This is a genomic window from Micromonospora palythoicola (assembly GCF_036689795.1).
GTDB lineage: Bacteria > Actinomycetota > Actinomycetes > Mycobacteriales > Micromonosporaceae > Micromonospora > Micromonospora palythoicola.
In genome coordinates this window covers 1-19,526 of sequence record NZ_JBAGKI010000048.1, presented here as the reverse complement: position 1 = coordinate 19,526, position 19,526 = coordinate 1, and the positions used below count along the sequence as shown (strand labels likewise).

The following is a 19,526-nucleotide window of genomic DNA, read 5'->3' as shown; positions in this document are numbered from 1 at the left end:
TCCTTGGTGCGGGGGTCGTGGTTGGCGGTCGGCCGTGCGTGGAAATCATGGGTGTCGGCTCGCGGTCGCCTGGTCGTCGGCCGGCACGACCACCTGGTCGGCGGCGGCACCGGCGTCGGGGTAGAGGGCCGCCAGCAGGCCGACACCGACGGCGAGACCGACGAGCTGGGCCACCACGAAGCCCGGCACCGAGCCGGGGGCGATGCCGGCGAAGGTGTCGGTGAACGCGCGGCCGACCGTGACCGCCGGGTTGGCGAACGAGGTGGACGAGGTGAACCAGTAGGCCGCCCCGATGTAGGCGCCCACGGCGGCCGGCGCCACGACGGCGCGGCCGGACCGGGCCAGCGCGAAGATCAGCAGGACCAGACCGGCGGTGGCGACGACCTCGCCGAGCCACAGGTTGCCACCGCCGCGTTCCCTGCCGGAGAAGCTGACCGGGCCCAGGCCGAACATCAGGTTGGCCAGCACCGACCCCGCGACGGCCCCGCTGACCTGCGCGGCGACGTAGCCGGCGAGTTCCCGGGGGGACAGGCCGGTGCCCGAGCGCCGGCCGAGCAGCCAGTCGGCGGCGGAGACGACCGGATTGAAGTGCGCGCCGGAGACCGGCCCGAACATCAGGATCAGTACGCCGAGGGCGAAGGCCGTGGCGATCGAGTTCTGCAGCAGTTGCAGGCCGACGTCGTCCGGGGACAGATCGGCGGCCATGATGCCGGAGCCGACCACGGCGGTGACCAGCAGGGCGGTGCCGGTGAACTCGGCCAGCAGACGCCGCGGAAAAGCGATGGTCATCGTGGGTCTCCGGGTAGGACGGCGGGCGCGAGCCGGGCGACCCGGTCGGCGAGGTCGGCGTAGGCGGACTCGAACGCCGCGTCGGTGTCCACCCGGGCCGGGTCGGGAACCGACCAGTGCAGCCGGGGGCGTAGCTGGTGGCTGAGTCCCTCGTGGGCGTTGTCGCAGACGGCGACGACGAGGTCGTCGCCGCGCACGACGTCGGCGACGTGGGCGGTGCCGCCGGGGTCGAGGTCGAGTTGGTGGCGGTGGGCCACGGCGACCGCGCGGGGGTGGACCCGGGCCGCCGGTTGCGTGCCGGCCGAGGCGGCGGCGCCGCGGGTGCGGTGCCGCCACAGTGCGGCGGCCAGCTGCGAACGGGCCGAGTTGTGGGTGCAGACGAAGACCACCCGACCGACTCCGGTCAGCCGGGGGGTGGCGAGGGCGGCGAGTGTCTCGGGACGTAGCTGGAGGTAGGTGCGCCGCCGGTCGCCCTCGGAGCGGACCTTGACCACCAGGCCGGCCCGGGTGAGGACCTTGACGTGGTGGGCGACCAGGTTGGTCGGCATGTCGAGCCGGCTGGCGATCTCGCCGGGCGAGGCGTCGCCGAGGGTCAGGGCGTCCACGATCGCCAGGCGCGCCGGGTCGCCGAGCGCGGCATGGGTACGCGCTCGCGCAGCCAGCGAAGAAAGCTCAGCCTCCATAGACTCAACTATCGCTGACTGACTTGGGTCCCGTCAAGCGTCGGCCGTCGACCCGTCGGTCAGCCCAACTCGCGGGGAAAGTAGTCGGCCAGCGGCTCGCCCGCCCGGTGCAGGTCGGTGAGTACCTGCCGGCACGCCCGGACCAGGTCCGCGTCGGTGTAGCGGTCCGCGCCGACGAGTACGCCGTCGTCGTCGTACCGCACCTCGTAGAGCGTCTCGTCGGCCACCGTGACGAGTTCCGGCAGCCGCCCACCGCCTTCCAGCGGTGCGACCTGTGGTGGCCCGACGATCCGGGCGTCGGTGCCGCATTCCGCCCTGATCCGCAGCACGTGCAGGTTCCAGCGCACGTACTCGCTCAGCGGCGGCTCCACCACCCGGACCCAGTGCAGCCTGATCGCGTGCCGGGCCATCCGCCGGTGCTCGGCGGCGATCTGCTGCCGGTCCACCCGAAGCAGCCGCATCGACTCCGACCAGTCGCCCCGGGCGAACGCCTCCCACACCCGGTAGCCCGGCTCCTGGAAATGCTGCCGTCGTTCCAGCTTCCAGATGTGCGCACCGTCGACGGCCCAGAACCGCTCCCAGAAGTCCGTCAGGTACTCCTCCCGCGCCAGCCGGCTCCCGGTCGCCTGATCGAGCAGATCCCGCACGGCCCCACCTTTCTGTCTCGACACCGTCACCGTCGCCGGGTGCCGCCGGCTCGGCGCGACCGGGATCGCGTCGAGCCGGCGGTCCCGTCGGCATCAGCCGGACGGGTTGCTGCTCAGCGCGGTCGTCTCGATCTTGTCGAGCTTGCGGATCTCGATCTTGTCGAGCTTGCCGGCCTGCGGCTTGTCGGCCTTGCGGCCGTCCGTCTTCTTCATGCGGTTCACCTCCTTCCGGTCTGCCGCCGTCGGCGGCTGATCCCCCGTCGGACCCGGTGCCCGTGTCGATGCCACCAGGCGCGGGTCCACAGGACGACAAAGGCGACGCTGATGGCGGCTACCGCGCCCGCGTCGAACAGGTCACCGGCCGAGCCGCCGGCCAGCATGGTGCCGACGGCCGAGGTCAGCACGGTCACCGTCACCGGGAGGGTGACCAGGGCCGCCACCGCCAGGCAGGCGACCGTCCCACCGACCAGCACGACGGCGTACGCCCGCACGGCCCGGCGCTCCCGGGCCGTGAGTCGCCGGCTCGGGTCCTCGCCCGGGTCGGTTGCCCGCCGGAACCGGCGCGCCAGGTGTCGCAGATAGGCCGAGCCGTCGGCGTACAGGTTGGCGCAGCCGGTCACGTCCTGCAGCACGAAGTAGATGTCGGTGCGCATGAACACCAGGAACTGCACCGGGACGAGACCGAGCGAGAGCAGGCCCACCGCCGCGAGCAGGCCGTCGGCCGGGCCCGCGCCACCGGTGGCCCGCACCAGCACCGTGCCGGCCCAGATCACCAGATTCGTCGCGATACCGGCGAGGTAGACGGCCAGGCGGTCGCGGCGGGGCGCCGCCCACACGCCGCTGACATCGGTCTGCGCGACCAGGAACTGCAGGCGGGTGCCGAGGCTGATCCGACCGGGTGCCCCGGCCGCGCGGGCGGTGACCAGGTGCGCCAGCTCGTGCAGACCGATCAGCGTCCAGACGATCCCGAAATTGCCGAGCAGGATCAGCCCGCCGCTGTCACTCCAGAGCAGGTCCTGGTGGCGTGGTGCCAGCACGGGATCGCCGCCGATCGCCACCGCCGCGGCGAGTACCACGGCACCCGCGATCAGCGGGACCATCGGATGCAGCAGCCAGCGGACGTGCCGTGGACGCAGCCACGGCAGCATCGGTCTGGGCGCCGGCGCCGTCGGCAGCGGTCGACCGTCGATCTCCGCGACGAAACCGAGGTCGGCCAGGTCGGAGACGAATTCGGCGACGTCCACGTCGTCGCCGCTCTCCTCCCGCAGCGTGGTTCGCACCTCGCCGACAGTGGTGTGCGGTAGCAGCGTGATGGCCCGGTGCCCGATCGGCGGTAGTCGGACGAACGACCCGGTGTCGATCCGGCCGACGACCCACGAACCGCCCTCCGGACGCAGGTGGAGCCGGTGCAGCCGGACCCGACTGCGGTCGGCGATCGGCATCGTGCCGGATAGCCGCGGCGCGGACGTGTCCGCCCCGGGCGTGGCGCGTCCGCCCACCCCGGGGCCGGTCATGCCGGCGTCCCGCAGGCGACGCAGTCCGGTCGGCGTGGGTCGTCGCGGACGAAGGTGGCGTCGGGGGCCAGAAGATTGACCGCGTCGACCCGCCCGGCCGGCAACGCCGGCACGCCGGTGATCAACGCCATGGCGTGGTGTGCCGCCAGGTGACCCGAGATACCCGCCGTCGGTGCGGCAACCGCGTTCGCGACCGCCGCGTTGCGCCGTACCGTGTCGGCGGGCCGGACACCGATCGCGCGACGTTGCTCGGCGTCGGCCCACCGGACGCACTCCCAGCACGGTCCGGTGCCCGGCACGTACCGTCCGACCTGCACCAGCGGGCCGTGGTAGCCGGCGTCCACCCAGGGGGTGCCGGTGGCCAGGCAGGCGCGGTTGGTCCATCGTCGCAGCGCCGGTGGCTGGTCGGCGGCGAGCAGCAGGACGTCGCATTCCGCGGCGAGGGTCGCCACCTGCTCGGTACCGGTGACGCGTTGCCGGAACCCGGTGACCTCGATCGTCGAGTTCAGCTGCCGAAGCCGTTCCACCGCCACGTCGACCTTGGCCCGACCGATGTCCTGCTCGGCGTAGAGCAGCTGGCGGTTCAGGTTCGACAGTTCGACCACGTCCGGGTCGACGCAGCGGATCCGCCCGACGCCGCTCGCCGCCAGCGCCATGGCCGCGATCCCGCCGGTGCCACCGAGCCCGATCACGGTGATGGCCGCGCGGCTCAGCGCCACCTGCGGCTCCCAGGTGCTGTCCCGGGGGACGAGGTCCAGCCAGCGGAAGTACGCCCGGCTGCGGTCGAACCGTTGCCGATCGCGCTCACTGAGCTCTGGTGGATCGGGTGCGTCAGCCTCCTCGACGTACCCGGAGTCGATGAAGAGTTGCAGGGCCGCGCGGATGTCGGTCACCGGATGGTCGGGATGCGCCGTCCGCACCCGACGCACGATCTCCGCCGCGCTGCGGCTGCCGTCCATGTTCTCCAGCAGGCACCAGACGGCACCGCTGGGATCCGCCACCTCGGCGGCGATGCCGTACGTCGGGCCGCCGATCCGGATCCGGCCGTCGGCGATCCGGTAGGGCGCGTGCTCAGGTTTGACGCGTGGACGCCTCATGGCCTCTCCCCGTGTGCCACTCCGGCTGACTACGTCCTGCTCGCCCAGCCTGTCGAGGGCCGGCACGCCTGTCAATCCGTTTAGGGCCTGTGTCGGCCCGGTGGACCGGCCACGGCGGGATAGCCGGAACCGGACGTTCAGCGCAGCCGACCGGGCCGGCCGAACCAGTCCCGCGCGGATCGGGTGTTGAGGGCCAGGACCACCCAGGCCAGCAGGCCCAGACCGACGATCGTGATCGCGCCGAAGAGGCCCAGCGAGGCGGCGGCCAGCAGACCCGCCAGCGCGTACGCGGGGTAGGGCGCCCAGCGGCGGCGGGCCGCCAGGCTGATCGCGACCAGCCCGCACGCGCCGGCCATCACGGCGAAGAAGGCGACCGCGCCGAGGGAGCCGGTCGTGGCGAGCAGCCGGTGCGCCGTCGCGAGCGCGAACAGCAGCGACAGCAGTGCGAACGCGAGCACGGTGACCCGGACCGGGGTCGGCGTCGGGTGGGGCCGGAGGTGGTCCCCGTAGCCGCCGCCGGATGCGCGTACGACCATAGGGACAACGATGGACGTCGACGTCTGTCCGGCTGAGTCACTGTCGGCAACGCGACAGCGGACGCGGGCGGCCTAAGCTTCGGCCCATGGCGAGGTACTTCGACGTGCACCCGGACAACCCGCAACCGCGCACCATCGGCCAGGTCGTCGAGATCATCCGGGGTGAGGGATTGATCGCGTACCCCACGGACTCCTGCTTCGCCCTGGGCTGCCGGCTGGGCAACAAGGACGGCATGGACCGGATCCGGGAGATCCGTCACCTCGACAGCGGACACCACTTCACGCTCGTGTGCCGGGACTTCGCGCAGCTCGGGCAGTTCGTGCAGCTGGACAACGCGGTGTTCCGGGCGGTGAAGGCGGCCACCCCCGGCCGCTACACCTTCATCCTGCCCGCCACGAAGGAGGTGCCCCGGCGGCTGTGGCACCCCCGCAAGAAGACGGTCGGGGTGCGCATCCCCGCGCATCCGGTCACCCGCGCACTGCTCGACGCGCTCGGCGAGCCGCTGCTGTCGAGCACCCTGCTGCTGCCCGGCGACGAGGAGCCGATGACCCAGGGCTGGGAGATCAAGGAGCGGCTCGACCATGCCGTCGACGCGGTCATCGACGCCGGCGACTGCGGCACCGAGCCGACCACGGTGGTGGACTTCTCCGACGGCGAACCCGAGATCGTCCGGGTGGGTGCCGGTGATCCGGGCCGTTTCGTCTGACGTGCCGGCGGGTCGGCCCGACGTCGACGGTGGTGGTGGCCGGACGATTGCTGGCCGCCACGCCCCCGTACCCCGTGGCGGCCGTCACCCCGGCTGATCCCAACACGACCCGCTCGTCCGCAGACGAAGTCCAAACGAATCCGTACGCGATATCGCGACATTGATTGTTATCGTCGCAACTCGTGGGTGTCATGAAGGCTGCCGTGTCCGACGGGCCACCCGACCCGGGCTCGGCCCACAGCCTCGATGAGCTGATCGGTCAGCTGCGCGCACTCAAACTCTGGGCCGGTGATCCCTCGTACGAGACGATCACCCGGCGGGTCAACGAGCGGTGGCGGGCCGACGGTCGTCCGGCCGACGAGCTGGCCCGCCGGGGCACCGTGGTGGACTGCTTCAAGACCGGGCGGCGGCGGATCAACGCCGACCTGGTGCTCGCCGTCGTGCGGGCCCTGCACGACGAGACGGGTTACCTCGCGCACTGGCGACAGGCACTGCGGGTCAGTCTCGCCGAGACGACGGCGGCCGCCCAGGTGCGGGTGCTCGACCGGCTGCCCGACGATGCGGCGGCCTTCACGGGCCGGCAGGCGGAGCTGACCCGGCTGCGGGAGTTGGCCGTGCTGACCGTGGCCCCGGGCCCGGCCGCCTCCGATGGAACCAGCGGGACCGGAGGCGCGGGGATCTGCGTGCTCGCCGGGATGGCCGGGGTAGGCAAGACCCACCTCGCGGTGCACGCCGGCCGGATGCTTGTCGACGAGGGGCACTTCGACACGACACTCGTCGTCGACCTGCGGGGCTACCACCCGGACCCGGAGCAGCCACCGGCCGAGCCGGGCGCGGTGCTCGACGGTTTCCTGCGCCTGCTGGGCATGTCCGGCCACGAGATCCCGTACGGCCTGGCGGAGCGCGCGGCGGCGTTCCGCGAGCGGCTGGCGGGTCGGCGGGCGCTCGTCGTGCTCGACAACGCGGCCGGCACCGAGCAGGTGCGGCCGCTGCTGCCCCGGTCGGCCGGCACGCTGACCCTGGTCACCTCGCGGCGTCGGCTCGCCGATCTGGTCGAGGCGGTACAGCTCGACCTCGACCTGTTCACACCCGAGGAGGCGGAGCGGCTGCTCGTGCGGTCGCACCCCGACGTGGCGGTGGGCAGTGATCCGTCGGCGCACCAGCGGGTCGCGTTGCGTTGCGGGTACCTGCCGCTGGCGCTGAGCGTGGTCGTCGGACAGATGGCCGCGCGACCCGGGTGGACCGTCACCGACCACGCCGACCGGTTGGACGAGCGTCACCGGCACCGCCGGCTCGACAGCGGGGTGGAGGTGGCGCTGCACCTGTCGTACCAGCATCTGCCGGAGCGGCGGCAGACACTGCTGCGGCGGATGGCCGCGCATCCCGGCGCGGATCTGGACGAGCACGGTGCCGCCGCCCTGCTGGACGTCGACCCGGCCACCGCCGCGGCCGACCTGCGCCACCTCGCCGCCGAGCACCTGGTCCAGCAGCCCGACGTCGGGCGCTACGCGTTGCACGACCTGGTCCGCGCCTACGCGGCCGAACGCGGCCGGGAGGAGGACCGACCGGCGGATCGCCGGGCCGCCCTGACCCGCCTGCTCGACCACTACCTCTACAGCGCGTCGGCGGCGATGGAGGCGCTCTACCCGGCCGAGCGCCACCGACGACCGGCACTGCCCCAGCCGCCCCCGGCCGTCCCGATGCTCGACAAGCCCAGGGCCGCCCTCCGCTGGCTGGACGCGGAGCGCGCGACACTGGTGGCGGTGTGCGTGCACGCGGCCCGCAACGGCTGGCCGCAGCACGCCGTGTGGCTCGCCGGCACCCTGTACGCCTACCTCGACAACGGCGGATACCCGGCGGACGCGATCACCGTGCACACCGAGGCCGAGCACGCGGCGCGACTGCTGGGGGACACCGTCGCCGAGGCCACCGCGCTGACGAATCTGGGTGTGGTGTGCTGGCAGTTGGGCCGCTATCCGGAGGGCATCGGGCAACTGGAACGCGCGCTGCCGCTGTTCCGCGCGGCCGGTGACGGTCGTGGTGAGGCCCGGGTGCTGGGCAACCTCGGTGTGGTGCACAGCGCGGCCGGGTACTGGGAGCGCGCCGCCGGGTACCACGAGTTGGCGCTGGACCGCTTCGTGCAGATCGGCGACCGGGTAGGCGAGGCCAACACCCTGACCAACCTGGGTGCCGTCCACGAACGGCTGGGCCGCCCCGGCGCGGCGGTCGACCGGAACACCCGTGCCCTGGCGATCTTCCGTGAGCTGCGGCATCTGGGCGGCGAGGCGACCGCGCTGAACAATCTCGGTGACGCCTACGTCGCGCTCGGCAGGTTCGCGGAGGCCGTGGCGTGTTACGAACCGGCCCTCGCCCTCTTCCGCGACATCGGGGAACGGTACGGCGAGGCGTGCGTGCTCAACGGGCTGGGGCGGGCGCTGACCGGGCACGGTGCACGGGACGAGGCGGTCGCGCGGCACGCCGAGGCGCTGGCCCTGGCCACGGAGATCGACCGGCCCGAGGAACAGGCCCGCGCCCGTGCCGCGCTCGCCCGGCTGGGTGCGCCGGCCTAGCCTCGCACCAGCTTTCGGCGGCCCCGGCGAAAGTTCGGCCGACAGTACTGAAACTATCGACGTCGCTCGGGGCAAGGGCTACGCTCCCAGGCAAACAGCCGTCGATGCGAGGGGTGTCATGTCCCGTCGAACCGGAAGGCCGTCCTACCTGGCCGCCCCGCCTGCGAAGCGGCAACGGACGAGGACGTGGATCGTCGCGGCCGCCGCGGCGGCGGTCCTGGTGGCCGCCCCGGCCGGCGGGCTGGTCGGGCACGCCGTCGGCCGGCCGGACCCGACGGAGGCGAGCGTGGCGAAGCTGCGCCAGGCCGACGCCGAGCGGGACGCGCAGCAGATCGTCGAGCTCACCGAGCTGGCTCATCGCACGGGCGCGGAACTCGCGCCGATCATCCGCGCCGTCCGGCAGGACGCCGAGGCGGGGCGCACGCCCGAGCGGGCCCAGGTCGACAAGTGGCAGCAGACCATGCAGCGGCTGATCGCCCAGTTCGCCGACCCACCGTCGGGCATGACCGCCACGAACGTCGCCCGTGGTGGGCTGCGCAGCGCCGTCGACCAGGCGGCCGTCGCGGTCGACTCCGTCGCTCTCGCGCTGGCCGGTCCGGCCGCGGGGCGGGCGGAACGGATGCAGTTGGCCGCCCGCCAGGCGACCCTCGCCGTCACCACGTGGTCGGTTGCCGCTACCCAGCTCGACCAGGTCAACATCGACGCCGGACAGGGCCACCAGCACGTCCACCTCGATGTCGGCGACGTGGAGGGTGCGCTCGGTCCGGACGGTGCGGCCGAGGGTGCCGGCGGCTGAACGCCGCCACGCCGGGCCGCCGCGCCCGGCGTCTGATCACGGTCCAGGGTGACCGCCGAAATCCGTGGTCGTCGACAACGATCAATCGTTGTCGTCCCGGAGCGCAGCTGACTCGGTGATCGGGTCGCGTCACCTCGACACTTGCGAATCGGTATCGCGTCCGATGCATAATGGGCAACGGGCTGCGCGCGTCGGGGCAGGGACCAAGTGATCTGCCGACTTCAATGGAGGCGCCTCCATGGCATTGATTCCGGCGGCTGGTGCAGGCTGTAGTGGGCCGTCGACCCCGCCACCACGAGTCGAGCCTCCGGGAACGGTCAATTCCGAGGTCGAGTGGGACGGCTTCGACCCGGGTGCCTACGTCCAGCACAACTACTCCGTCCTGCGTGACGATGATCGCGAAATCCTCTGTCGGATAAGAGACTTCTTCGGCGGCGCGAAGATTGCCGGCGCACACTGTGTCGACGTCGGATCGGGCGCAAACCTCTACCCGGCACTGGCGCTTCTGCCATTCGCGCGCAGTGTCGAACTCTGCGAATATTCCACGGCGAATGTGCGCTGGTTGCGTAACCAGATCAACGGCTATGACGAGTGCTGGGACGCGTACTGGCAGGTGTGTGCGGAGCACTCGGCGTACGCGGCGCTGACCGACCCCCGCGGCCACCTGGCCCGGGTGGGGCGGGTGTCCCAGCTGAGCGTCTTCGACCTGCCCAGACGGGCCTGGGGGGCGGGCACAATGTTCTTCGTGGCCTGCTCGATCTCCGCCGACCGGGCCGAGGCTGAACACGCGATCGGCCGGTTCCTGGGCGCGCTGCGTCCCGGGTCGCCGTTCGCCGCCGCGTTCATGCTGGGCTCGAACGGCTACCGGGTCGGGCAGCACTGGTTCCCGGCCGTGCGACTGCACCGCGCGGAGGTGGTGGCGAGCATCGCGGCCGGTGCGTACGACGTGGACATGCACGAGGTGCGTCCCAGGCCCTCGCTTCGTGACGGCTATCTGGGCATGCTGCTGGTGACCGGACGCAGCCGCGGCTGAGCTCGCCCCAATGTCCGCTCCGGATTCGCAAACCCCGGCTCACCTGCGCTCCCGGGTCGACTGACTGCTCCGGGAGATCGGTACGCGCGGCCATTCAGGTCACGCTCCGGCAGGGATACGATGATGGGTGCACGTCATCGTGGATCATCGCGGGCCAGGCGGAATCAGCTCCGTTTCGACGACTACAGCAGACGGTGGTGGACCATGCGGATGCAGCCGCGCCAGGAGATTCTCGACATCTGGCGGGCCACGGTGCGCAGCTGTCTCCGCAACGGCGAATGGGATTGGGGCGGTCGGAGCGGCTCCAATTCCATCAGCGACGCCGAACAGCTGCTGACCATGCTGCTGCCGGCGACCAAGATCCCGGTGCTGTCACTCGACGATCCGGACCGGATCGACGAGGAGGTCATCGAGGCTCTCGGCGCGATCGGCGGCGCGATAGAGATTCCCCGTCGCCTGGTCAAAATCATGACCGAGTACTTCGTCCGCTACACCGACGACAGTGGTGCGCCGACCTTCGGTGGCGGCAGCTACCTGACCCCGGTCCAGGGCGGCCCGGACCTCACCGACGAGCAGCGCTCCATGGACGTGGTCGACTCGTTCGCGGTGTCCGTCACGCTCACCCTGGCGACCATCGGTTTCGTCAAGATCTACCGGCCCTCGACCCAGCGGGCCGACCTGCGTGCCCAACTGGACAAGCTGGAGGAGATGGCCAGCCTCCGGCTCACCGCGGCCATGGTCGGTCTGCTCCGTAGCTTCAGCACCTCGGTCTTCGCCGCGACCGACGAGTTCGGCATCCGGCTCTGCGACATGGTCAACCAGGACGAGTTGCCGCGCCGCGAGGTGGTGGCCGCGCTGCGGGCGCAGTTGCGGGACACCATGGCGAGCCTGCGCAACGTCGTGGTCGGGTCCGGTCAGGTGACCGAGGACCTGGACAACAGCGAGATGCTCTTCGAGTGCGGCTGGTCGTGGGGAACGATCGCCGGCGCCGACGAGGTGGAGACGACCGAGCCGATCGGCGTGCAGCGCGAGGGCTCGGCGGAGAACGCCCCCTATCTCTACTTCACCGTCATCGCGGTGGACGCCATCGACGATCTCAACTCCGAACGTACCCGCCTGCTCGGCCTGCTCAACGAGGAGCAGCAGCGGCTGTTCCGGATTCTCCAGCTGCGCTGGGAGCTGACCCGCCGCTACTGGGCAACGGTGGCGACCTTCGGCAACCGGCGCCGGTGGCCGATCGAGGACATTCCCTGGCGTACCACCGACGGCGACCGGACCGACTATTACACCCTGCAGGCCACGTCGCTGGCGGTGAAGGGGCTGGTGGCCAGCGGCCGGGGCGGTGACGAGGAGTTCGGGCGGATCGGCAACGTGCTGGTGGAACTGGCGCAGCGGGGCCGGATCACCCGGCGTGCCTCGCCGAACGAGCCCGCGTTGGTCGTGCACGCCCCGGGCAAGCAGGTGACCCTCAACGACGCCACCTCGAAGCCGATCATGACATGGAACGTCAACGAGTTCTCCACGGTGCTACTGCAGCGCGCCACCACGGTCGCCGGCCTGCTCAACAGTGCCCGGCGCCGCAGCGAGCTGCTCGAACTCGCGGACGAGGTCTGGGAGCACCTCCTGCTGCGGCGCATCCCCGAGGGCCGGCACCGAGGGCTGTGGGATCACGCCGGCGGCGCGTTCCCCGAGTTGGCTCCGTTGCCCGAGGCGCCCTCCTGGTACCTGACCGAACGGGTCGTGCAGGCTCTGGTCAACGCCGGTCAGCTGCTGTGGGAGCGGCCGTTCCCCCGAGCCGGGAGCCTCGCCACGTACGCCCAGGATCTCATCGACGAGGCCGAGTACGTGTTCGACCGTGAGCTGATGAGCGGCACCTTCGCCGGCGAGGCCATGCAGCGCGTGATGCGCAGCATCCGGGCGACCCTGCGCCGCGCGCAGTCGCTGGTGGACGACCAACCGGGCACGTCCGCCGCGCTGGCCAGCACCCTGCTGCTGCAGCTCAACGACATCACCACCGGCCAACAGAAGGCCAGCGAGGGGATCTGAATGCTGGTCTTCGTCACGTCGCACAAGGGTGGCACCGGACGCTCGGTGACCGCGGCGAACATCGCCTACCGCAGCGCGCTCTCCGGTCGCTCCACCTGTTACCTGGACTACGACTTCGGTTCGCCGACGGCCGGCATCACGTTCCAGATTCCCCAGGCCACCAACGGCATCGAGGGCGCCGGCCCGAACGGCGGTGGTCTGCACCGGTACCTGCGCGGCGAGATCCCGTCCCCGGAGCAGTTGGACGTGTGGGGCACCTCGGAACGGGTCAGCCTGCGCCAACGACCGACCGGATCGGGCTCGCTGGTGCTGCTGCCCGGGCAGCGTAACGGCAGCGAGTTCGGCTTCACCGCCGACATCGGCCGGCGCTGCGCCGAACTCTTCCTCCGGCTGGAGGAGGAGTTCGACCTGACCCTTGTGGATCTGAGCGCGGGTCGCTCGTACGCCAGCCAGATCGCGCTGGCGGCCACCGCGAACCGGACCCTGCGCAAGGTGACCGTGCGGTGGCTGGTCTTCCACCGCTGGACGCCGCAGCACGTGATGGCGGCGGCGGATCTCGCGTTCGAGGCCGGCGGGATCCTGGCCATGGGCAAGGAGTACGGCCACGAGCCGGACCGGCTACGGGAGTCACTGCGGTTCGTGCGCACCGCGGTCATCGATTCACGCGGGCCGGAGGTGGGACACCTCGACCTGGCGCAGCAGGCGTTCCTGCGCCGGTGCGACGCGGAACTGGGCGAGCTGGCCCGCCGGAAGGGTACCGGCCGCACCACGCTGCTCGGCGCGGTGCCGTTGGACCCGCTGCTGCAGTGGCGCGAGCAGCTGATCTCGGACAACGACGTGCAGACCAAGATCGCCAACGCCAGGACCGTGGACGCCTTCGTGGAGCTGACCGAGAAGCTCTTCGACGAGACCGCATGGGAGACCGTGTGATGAGCGTGGATGTCAGGTTTCAGGAGGCAGCCGCGGTGCGTCGGACGGAGAGCGTGCCGTACTCGCACCTGTCCGTCGAGTTGGGGCACGTGTACGCCGAGGACTTCGGCGACGGATGTCGGGACCTACGGCGCAAGTTCGCCCGGATCGCGGACTGGGCGCAGGCGATCCCGGCGCTGGCCCGCCGAGGGCTGCGTCCCCACCGGCAACCCCGGATCAGCACGTGTTTCCTGGTCGACGACTACTTCCACCGGTTCGCCACCCCCCGCGAGGTGATCCCGCAGGTGCAGCAGGCCGCGGCGGAGCACGGGCTGGTGCTCGACTACGTGGCCCGCGAATCCAGCTTCGCCCGGTACGACGACGTCGAACTGGCCCGGCTGGTGGTGGACACGCTCGTCGTGGAGCCGCCACGGCACACCACGGGCAGTCGCCCACCACTGAGCGAGTCGGGCTGGCTGTCCAACGGCAAGCGGTCGCCGGGGCACGCCGACGCGCCCGCGATGACGCTGCCGCTGCCGTGGTCCCCGCCGCTGCAGTCCGGCGACGCGCCGCACTCCATCTTCGTCGACATCGAACTGTGGTCCGACGAGCCGGACCGCCGGGTGTGGGCCTGCGCGCTGCTCGCCTCGGTCTGGCAGATGACCCGGCTGGGCGTGCTGCGGCACCGGGGGCAGACGATCACCCAGCCGTACCAGCTCCCGCCCGACGAGCCGCTGCCGACCGACTGGGACCGCCTACCCGCGATCGTCCAGCTGAACCCGGACGCCACGCCCTTCTGTGGGTACCGCACGGTGACCTTGATGGACACCCGGTACCTGCCGGTCGAGTTGGCCGTACGGACCATCCTCGGGCAGGTGGCGGTGCCACCCGCGGTCGCGCGCCAGGTCGCCAAGCGGGCCGGCAGCGAGGGCCTCGAACTGCCCGACGAACTGGTCGACCGGTTGAGCTACGTGTTCATCGGGGAGTGATCAGCCGCGCGGCGCCTGTGCACCGCGACCGACCCGGCGGTCCGCCGGGCCACGGTTGGCGGTCGAGAACGGTTCGGCGACGGTGGCGGACCCGCACGGCTGGCTGACCGCCGCCCGGCCGGCCAGGTCTCGCAGGATGGCCATGTTGCCGACGGTGATCTGATCGCGGATCCAGTTGACCGAGGACTGCCACTGCCGACTGAACCCCGGTACCTGTTCCAACCGGTCCCAGATCGGCCGTAGCCGTGGGTCCACCCGGGCACCGGGCAGCCACAGGTGCAGCAGGTGCTCCAGCACCGGCCGCAGCCGTTCGATGTGCTCCTGCGTCGAGCCGGCCCGGGTCACCGCGGCCTCCACCAGCGCGGACAGCATGGTGAGCAGCCAGTCGTGCAGGGCGAGATCCTCGCAGAGGCCGGCGACCGCCGCCGGCACGTCCTGGGGGCTCACCGTGAGTCGCACGGTGCGCAGCGTCGGCGAGTCGACCGCGACGTCGGCCGTGGCGTCGGCACCCGGCTGCTGATGCACCTGCGCGGTCCACCGCAGCCGGGTGCGCGCCGCGCGCAGCGGCGGACGTCGGTCCAACAGGTCGGACATCTGCACGCTGTCCAGCACCCGGCCGGTGATCGCGTCCAGGTTCAGCACGTCGGCGGCGTTGCCGTGCAGGAAGCCGTTCGTCAGATCGTCCGCGTCCAACTTGCCGACCGTCTCCAGCACCCCCGAGTTGGCCAGGTAGTGCGACCACGGCCGGCGGCGCTCGCCGGCCACGACCTGGATGATGGAGGAGGCCTGCACGATCCGGCCGCCGGTGATGACCGCCCGGGTGACCACCGCGCCCACCCCGCGCAGTTGGCGGTTCTTCGCGCTCGGCAGCCAGCAGTCCACACCGGTACGCACGTCGGGCGACACGGCGTACAGCGACGGTCGCCGGGAGGTCAGCACGGCCTCGCCCTCCACCAGGCTGAGCACCTCGGCGCTCTGGTCCTGCGCCAGCGCCGTGCTGTGCTGTAGCAGGCTGGTGTGCACCTCGCCCACCGTGAGCATGGTTCCTCCGCATCGGCACCACGGGGGACACCGGCGGGCATGGGCCAGCGGCCGGTGACCGGACCGAATCCGTCCCGCGGCCATCATAGGCCCATCCGTGGCGGGAAAGCCGATATGTGCCCGGGCGGCGGGCCGCACGGGTCCGATGGATGTGACGACGACTGATATTTTGAAGAATGCGGTCGCCAGCCACCCCTGGAGTTTGCCGTCGATGAAGGTCTACATTTCGGCCACCCAGAAGGACCTGTTGGAATACCGCGCGGCCGTGCACGCGGTAGCGCGTCGTCTGGAGATCGAAGACGTCGCAATGGAGGCGTACGGTGCCGACGTGCGCCCGCCGCTGGAGCGTTGTCTGACCGACGTCCGCCGATGTGATCTCTACGTCGGACTCTTCGCCTGGCGCTACGGATACCGCCCACCGGGCCAGGAGTCCTCGATCACCGAGCTCGAATACCGGGAGGCACTCGCGGCCGGTAAACCGTGTCTGATCTTTCTGCTCGCCGAGGACATGCCCTGGCCGCCTGACATGATCGATCGTAATCGGCAGCAGATCGTGGCGTTGCGCAACGAATTGAAGGAACGCCACCTGTGTGCCTTCTTCTCCAGCGTGGACGACCTGTCGGCGAAGGTCACCGTGGCGTTGGCCGACATGCGCAGCGGCCGGTCACCGGCGCGTGAGCCCGGCGACCCCGACACCCACCTGCCGGAGGCGGTCCGCAGCCAGTACCACAAGCAGCTTCGGCTGCGGTACCAGGCGGTGCCGCTGGACGCCGTCTCACCCCGCCCCACCATCGGCTACCTCACCGTCGGCCTGTCGAACGTGTTCGTCGAGCCACGGGTGCACGAGGACGCCCGGCCGGAGATGCCGCTGGCCTGGTGGCGCTGGGCGGGTGCCGGCCCGGACGGTGACCCCGGCGCGCTGCCCGGTGTGGTGGATCCCAGGGACGTGGAGCGGCTCTGGGAGGAGTACGCGGCCAAGGAGGCGTCGCCGCTGTTCGACGTGGTCTGCGATCCGGCCCGGCGGGCCATCGTGCTGCTCGGCGATCCCGGCTCCGGCAAGTCGGCGGCGGCACGTTACCTAGCCCTCGCGCTGGCCGGGGTCTGCGAGGAACCCCGGTTGGCGGCGCTGGACCGCTACCTTCCCGTCCTGGTCGAGTTGCGGTCGTACGCGGCGCATCGTGGTGACGGCCGGTGCGACGGCCTGTTGGACTACGTCGGACACCGGCACCAGCAGGGGTTGGCCGGCATCGACCGCGACGTGCTGGAGGCGTACCTGCGGCAGGGTGGTCAGGCGCTGTTCCTCTTCGACGGGCTGGACGAGGTGTTCGATCCGGCGCAACGGGAGGAGATGGCCGCGCAGATCGCCACCTTCGCCAACGAGTACCCCGGGGTGCGCACGGTGGTCACCTCGCGGGCGGCCGGGTACCTGCGGCACACCTTCGCCAACGCCGGGTTCGACCACTTCACCCTGGAGGACCTCGACGACGAGCGCATCGCGCGGTTCCTCGGCAACTGGTACCGGTACGTGGTGCCGACCCCGTCGGTCGAGGCGGACCGCCAGCGGCGGCAGATCCTCGACGTGGTGCGGCGGTCCCGGGCGATGCACGAGATCGCCGGCAATCCGTTGCTGCTGATGCTCATGGCGATCGTCGGTCGGGATCGTCCCCTGCCCCGAAACCGTCGCCGGCTCTACGCGCACGTCACGGACGTGCTGATCTCGGAATGGGATGTGACCAAGCAACTGCGGGAAAGCCACGGCGACGTACCGCCGTTGGATCCGCAGGCGAAGCTGCGGCTGCTGCGCCACCTCGCCTTCTGGATGCAGTGCCGGGAGTCGGGACCGGCCGGGAACTACATCGAGGCGGACGAACTGTCGCGGATCTTCCGCGACCACCTGGTGGAGTTCTACGGTTTCGAGAACGAGCGCGCGCACGCCATGGCGTACTCGATGATCGACAAATTGCGCCAGCGCAGTTTCATCCTGGAACGGTACGGACTGCGCCTGTTCGGGTTCGTGCACCGTACGTTTCTGGAATACTTCTGCGCCGAGGAGATCGTGGACAGGTTCGATCACGACCCGGAAACCTGGGGGATCGACCAGTTGCGTGCGCTGTTCCGCGAGAACTGGGCAGATCCGTCCTGGCGGGAGGTGCTGCGGCTGGTCGCCGGGGCGCTGCCCGCCGAGGTCGCCAACGATCTGGTGACCCTGCTGGCCACCCAGGTCAACCGGCCGTGGCCGCCGCTGAACCTGGCCGGTCCACCGTGGAACCTGGTGCTGGCCGCGCAGTGCGTGGCGGAGGCGCCGCAGCCGGCCGGGCTGGCCGGTGCCGGCGAGGCGGTGCTACGCCAGGTCGTCCTCCTCGTCGAACACGGCATCTCCGCCGACGACCCGAACGTCGTCGAGGTGACCGAGCAGGAACTGCTCCCGTCGATCCGGGCACTCGGACCACAGTGGCCCGGCCGGGCCGTCTTCCTGCACTGGTATCGCCGCCGCGGGGTGCGTACCAGCTGGCTCTCCGGCTCGACCTTCGCGACCCGGTCGGCGGCGGTGCTGTCCACGGCCGACGAGCAACTGGAGGAGGTGCTGGTCCGGGAACTCGGGCAGGCCCGCCAGCGGCAGGCGCGCATCGCGCTGGTCGCCGGGCTGGCCGAGGCCGCCGGAAGGCTGGACAGCACCACCCGCAGTCGCCGGCACTGCCAGGAGCTGCTGCTCGCACAGGCCCGGGCGAAAGGCTCGACCGCGGTGCGCCAGGCGGCCGTACGCGCCCTGGTCGCCAACTTCGGCGCGGGTGGCGATCTGCTCGCGGCGCTGCGCGACCTCGCCGGCTCTCCCGACGCGGCGGTCCGGGCCATCGCCGTGCAGTCCCTCGGCGGACGGACCGAGCTGACCGACGACGTCCGGCTGCTGCTGACCCGGGCGACCGAGGACCGGGACACCGGCGTGCGGCGGGCCGCCGTGGCGGTGCTCGCCGCACGCTGCCTCCACCTGCCCGACGTCACCGAGACGCTGCACCGGCTGCTGGCCACCGACAGCGATCCCGGCGTGGTGCAGTCCGCGTTGCGGTGCCTGCTCACCGTCGCCGAGCAGAGCGAGACGGCCCGTGGGCGGGCCCTGTCCCGGATCACCGGTGATCCGCACGAGGGGGTGCGGCGCTGCCTGGTGTGCGAGCTGCTGCCGGGGCGGGGCGGCACGGAGGGCACCGAGCTGCTGCTCAAACTGGCCGGCTCGGACGCCTCCGCGCGGGTCCGTGCGGTCGCCGTACAGCGGCTGGTGCTGGTCGACGACCCGGACGGGCGGTGCCGGGACCGGCTGGTGGACCGGATCGAGCAGGACGAGGACCCCTCGGTGCGGGCGGCGGCGGTGGTGGCGTTGACCGACCGGTACCGGGTTACCGACAGCGAATGGGCGGTGGCCGCGCGGGCGGCGCGCACGGACGACGACGCGACGGTACGGCTTGCCGCGGTCCGGGCGCTGGCCGAGGCGTACCCGGATCACCGCACCGGCGAGCTGCTGCTGGAACGGGCCCGCCAGGATCCCACCGCCGGTGTCCGACTCGCCGCCGTCGACCTGCTCACCGGCCGACCGCTGCTCGGGCCCGCCACGCGGGACCTGCTGATCGGTCGCGCCGCCCAGGAACGCGATCCGATCGTCCGACTCCGCGTCACCCGCAGCCTGGCCCGCCTCGGCGAGCCGCTCGACCCGGCGGTGGTGGAGTGCCTCGCCGAGCAGGTCCGGCGGGATCCCGACCCGAACGTGCTGCGCGCCGCCGCCCAGGCGCTGGCCCGCGACGGCGGCACCGACGGGCTGGTGGAGACGCTGTCGCGGCGGGCTCGGCGGGACAGTTACGCCGGCATCCGACTCGCCGCCGTGGAGACGCTCAGCGCGTACGGCGATCCGGGCGTGGTGACCGACGTGCTGCTGGAGTGCATCGAGTCCGACACCGACCCGGCGGCCTTCGACGCGGCGGTGTGCTGCCTGATCGCGCGCGGTGAGACCGCCATGGCGGTGACGTTGCGGCTGATGCGCCGGCTGGCCGACCGGGATCCGGCGATCCGGGCCCGGATCGCGGCCGCGCGCGGCGAGCACGTCGGCCACGACCCGGAGGGCCGGCTGCTGCTGGTGGGGCGGGTGCGCGACGAACCGGCGCGGGCGGTGCGCCGCCGCGCCC

Annotated in this window: 15 protein-coding genes; 8 read left to right on the top strand and 7 right to left on the bottom strand. The window is 71.7% G+C overall.

Features of this window, described 5'->3' with window-relative positions; all coding sequences use genetic code 11:
- Nucleotides 1–45: 45 nt before the first annotated feature.
- The 6 genes from V5O40_RS19885 to V5O40_RS19860 all read right to left on the bottom strand — a co-directional run bounded on the left by V5O40_RS19885 (nt 46) and on the right by V5O40_RS19860 (nt 5,266).
- Nucleotides 46–789 (bottom strand): MIP/aquaporin family protein, encoded by a 744-nt coding sequence (locus V5O40_RS19885; protein WP_332906868.1) that lies wholly within the window; start codon nt 787–789, stop codon nt 46–48.
- Entirely contained in the window at nt 786–1,472 is a 687-nt protein-coding gene (locus V5O40_RS19880; RefSeq protein ID WP_332906867.1) for an arsenate reductase/protein-tyrosine-phosphatase family protein, read from the bottom strand. The genes V5O40_RS19885 and V5O40_RS19880 overlap by 4 nt, the downstream gene beginning before the upstream one ends.
- A 59-nt stretch (nt 1,473–1,531) precedes the next feature.
- The gene (locus V5O40_RS19875) at nt 1,532–2,119 is read right to left on the bottom strand and encodes a DUF6879 family protein (protein ID WP_332906866.1); all 588 of its coding nucleotides are present in this window, start codon (nt 2,117–2,119) and stop codon (nt 1,532–1,534) included.
- A 218-nt stretch (nt 2,120–2,337) separates the two neighbouring features.
- Nucleotides 2,338–3,561, bottom strand: coding sequence for a zinc metalloprotease (locus tag V5O40_RS19870; protein WP_332906865.1), 1,224 nt, complete (start codon nt 3,559–3,561; stop codon nt 2,338–2,340).
- A gap of 68 nt (nt 3,562–3,629) precedes the next feature.
- Complete coding sequence (locus tag V5O40_RS19865) at nt 3,630–4,730, bottom strand: HesA/MoeB/ThiF family protein (RefSeq protein WP_332906864.1); 1,101 nt, start codon at nt 4,728–4,730, stop codon at nt 3,630–3,632.
- Between the two features lie 137 nt (nt 4,731–4,867).
- Nucleotides 4,868–5,266, bottom strand: coding sequence for a hypothetical protein (locus V5O40_RS19860; RefSeq protein ID WP_332906863.1), 399 nt, complete (start codon nt 5,264–5,266; stop codon nt 4,868–4,870).
- A gap of 86 nt (nt 5,267–5,352) precedes the next feature.
- Between V5O40_RS19860 and V5O40_RS19855 the strand changes: the two genes are divergently transcribed.
- From V5O40_RS19855 to V5O40_RS19825, 7 genes are all read left to right on the top strand, one after another.
- On the top strand, nt 5,353–5,973 hold the full coding sequence (locus V5O40_RS19855; RefSeq protein ID WP_269741208.1) for an L-threonylcarbamoyladenylate synthase: 621 nt from the start codon (nt 5,353–5,355) through the stop codon (nt 5,971–5,973).
- A 191-nt stretch (nt 5,974–6,164) separates the two neighbouring features.
- Nucleotides 6,165–8,543, top strand: a complete 2,379-nt coding sequence (locus tag V5O40_RS19850) for an ATP-binding protein (RefSeq protein WP_332906886.1) — start codon at nt 6,165–6,167, stop codon at nt 8,541–8,543.
- Between the two features lie 118 nt (nt 8,544–8,661).
- The gene (locus V5O40_RS19845) at nt 8,662–9,339 is read left to right on the top strand and encodes a hypothetical protein (RefSeq protein ID WP_332906862.1); all 678 of its coding nucleotides are present in this window, start codon (nt 8,662–8,664) and stop codon (nt 9,337–9,339) included.
- Nucleotides 9,340–9,577: 238 nt separating this feature from the next.
- Complete coding sequence (locus tag V5O40_RS19840) at nt 9,578–10,372, top strand: SCO2525 family SAM-dependent methyltransferase (RefSeq protein WP_332906861.1); 795 nt, start codon at nt 9,578–9,580, stop codon at nt 10,370–10,372.
- 204 nt (nt 10,373–10,576) lie between these two features.
- Complete coding sequence (locus tag V5O40_RS19835) at nt 10,577–12,418, top strand: SCO2524 family protein (RefSeq protein ID WP_281580947.1); 1,842 nt, start codon at nt 10,577–10,579, stop codon at nt 12,416–12,418.
- Complete coding sequence (locus V5O40_RS19830; protein ID WP_164447204.1) at nt 12,419–13,348, top strand: SCO2523 family variant P-loop protein; 930 nt, start codon at nt 12,419–12,421, stop codon at nt 13,346–13,348. It begins immediately after the preceding gene.
- Nucleotides 13,348–14,316 carry an SCO2522 family protein gene (locus tag V5O40_RS19825; RefSeq protein WP_332906860.1) on the top strand — a complete coding sequence of 323 codons (969 nt, stop codon included), beginning with the start codon at nt 13,348–13,350 and terminating at the stop codon, nt 14,314–14,316. The genes V5O40_RS19830 and V5O40_RS19825 overlap by 1 nt, the downstream gene beginning before the upstream one ends.
- On the opposite strand, the gene V5O40_RS19820 is transcribed toward V5O40_RS19825, so the two are convergent.
- The gene (locus V5O40_RS19820; RefSeq protein ID WP_269741213.1) at nt 14,317–15,357 is read right to left on the bottom strand and encodes an SCO2521 family protein; all 1,041 of its coding nucleotides are present in this window, start codon (nt 15,355–15,357) and stop codon (nt 14,317–14,319) included.
- A 211-nt stretch (nt 15,358–15,568) separates the two neighbouring features.
- Here V5O40_RS19820 and V5O40_RS19815 point away from each other — a divergent pair.
- A partial coding sequence (locus V5O40_RS19815; RefSeq protein ID WP_332906859.1) for a HEAT repeat domain-containing protein occupies nt 15,569–19,526 on the top strand: 3,958 nt, incomplete at its 3' end.

Coding starts and splice junctions, on each gene's coding strand:
- V5O40_RS19885 (WP_332906868.1), bottom strand. CDS start 789: ATGACCATCGCTTTTCCGCGGCGTCTGCTGGCCGAGTTCACCGGCACC.
- V5O40_RS19880 (WP_332906867.1), bottom strand. CDS start 1,472: ATGGAGGCTGAGCTTTCTTCGCTGGCTGCGCGAGCGCGTACCCATGCC.
- V5O40_RS19870 (WP_332906865.1), bottom strand. CDS start 3,561: ATGCCGATCGCCGACCGCAGTCGGGTCCGGCTGCACCGGCTCCACCTG.
- V5O40_RS19865 (WP_332906864.1), bottom strand. CDS start 4,730: ATGAGGCGTCCACGCGTCAAACCTGAGCACGCGCCCTACCGGATCGCC.
- V5O40_RS19860 (WP_332906863.1), bottom strand. CDS start 5,266: ATGGTCGTACGCGCATCCGGCGGCGGCTACGGGGACCACCTCCGGCCC.
- V5O40_RS19855 (WP_269741208.1), top strand. CDS start 5,353: ATGGCGAGGTACTTCGACGTGCACCCGGACAACCCGCAACCGCGCACC.
- V5O40_RS19850 (WP_332906886.1), top strand. CDS start 6,165: ATGAAGGCTGCCGTGTCCGACGGGCCACCCGACCCGGGCTCGGCCCAC.
- V5O40_RS19845 (WP_332906862.1), top strand. CDS start 8,662: ATGTCCCGTCGAACCGGAAGGCCGTCCTACCTGGCCGCCCCGCCTGCG.
- V5O40_RS19840 (WP_332906861.1), top strand. CDS start 9,578: ATGGCATTGATTCCGGCGGCTGGTGCAGGCTGTAGTGGGCCGTCGACC.
- V5O40_RS19835 (WP_281580947.1), top strand. CDS start 10,577: ATGCGGATGCAGCCGCGCCAGGAGATTCTCGACATCTGGCGGGCCACG.
- V5O40_RS19830 (WP_164447204.1), top strand. CDS start 12,419: ATGCTGGTCTTCGTCACGTCGCACAAGGGTGGCACCGGACGCTCGGTG.
- V5O40_RS19825 (WP_332906860.1), top strand. CDS start 13,348: ATGAGCGTGGATGTCAGGTTTCAGGAGGCAGCCGCGGTGCGTCGGACG.
- V5O40_RS19820 (WP_269741213.1), bottom strand. CDS start 15,357: ATGCTCACGGTGGGCGAGGTGCACACCAGCCTGCTACAGCACAGCACG.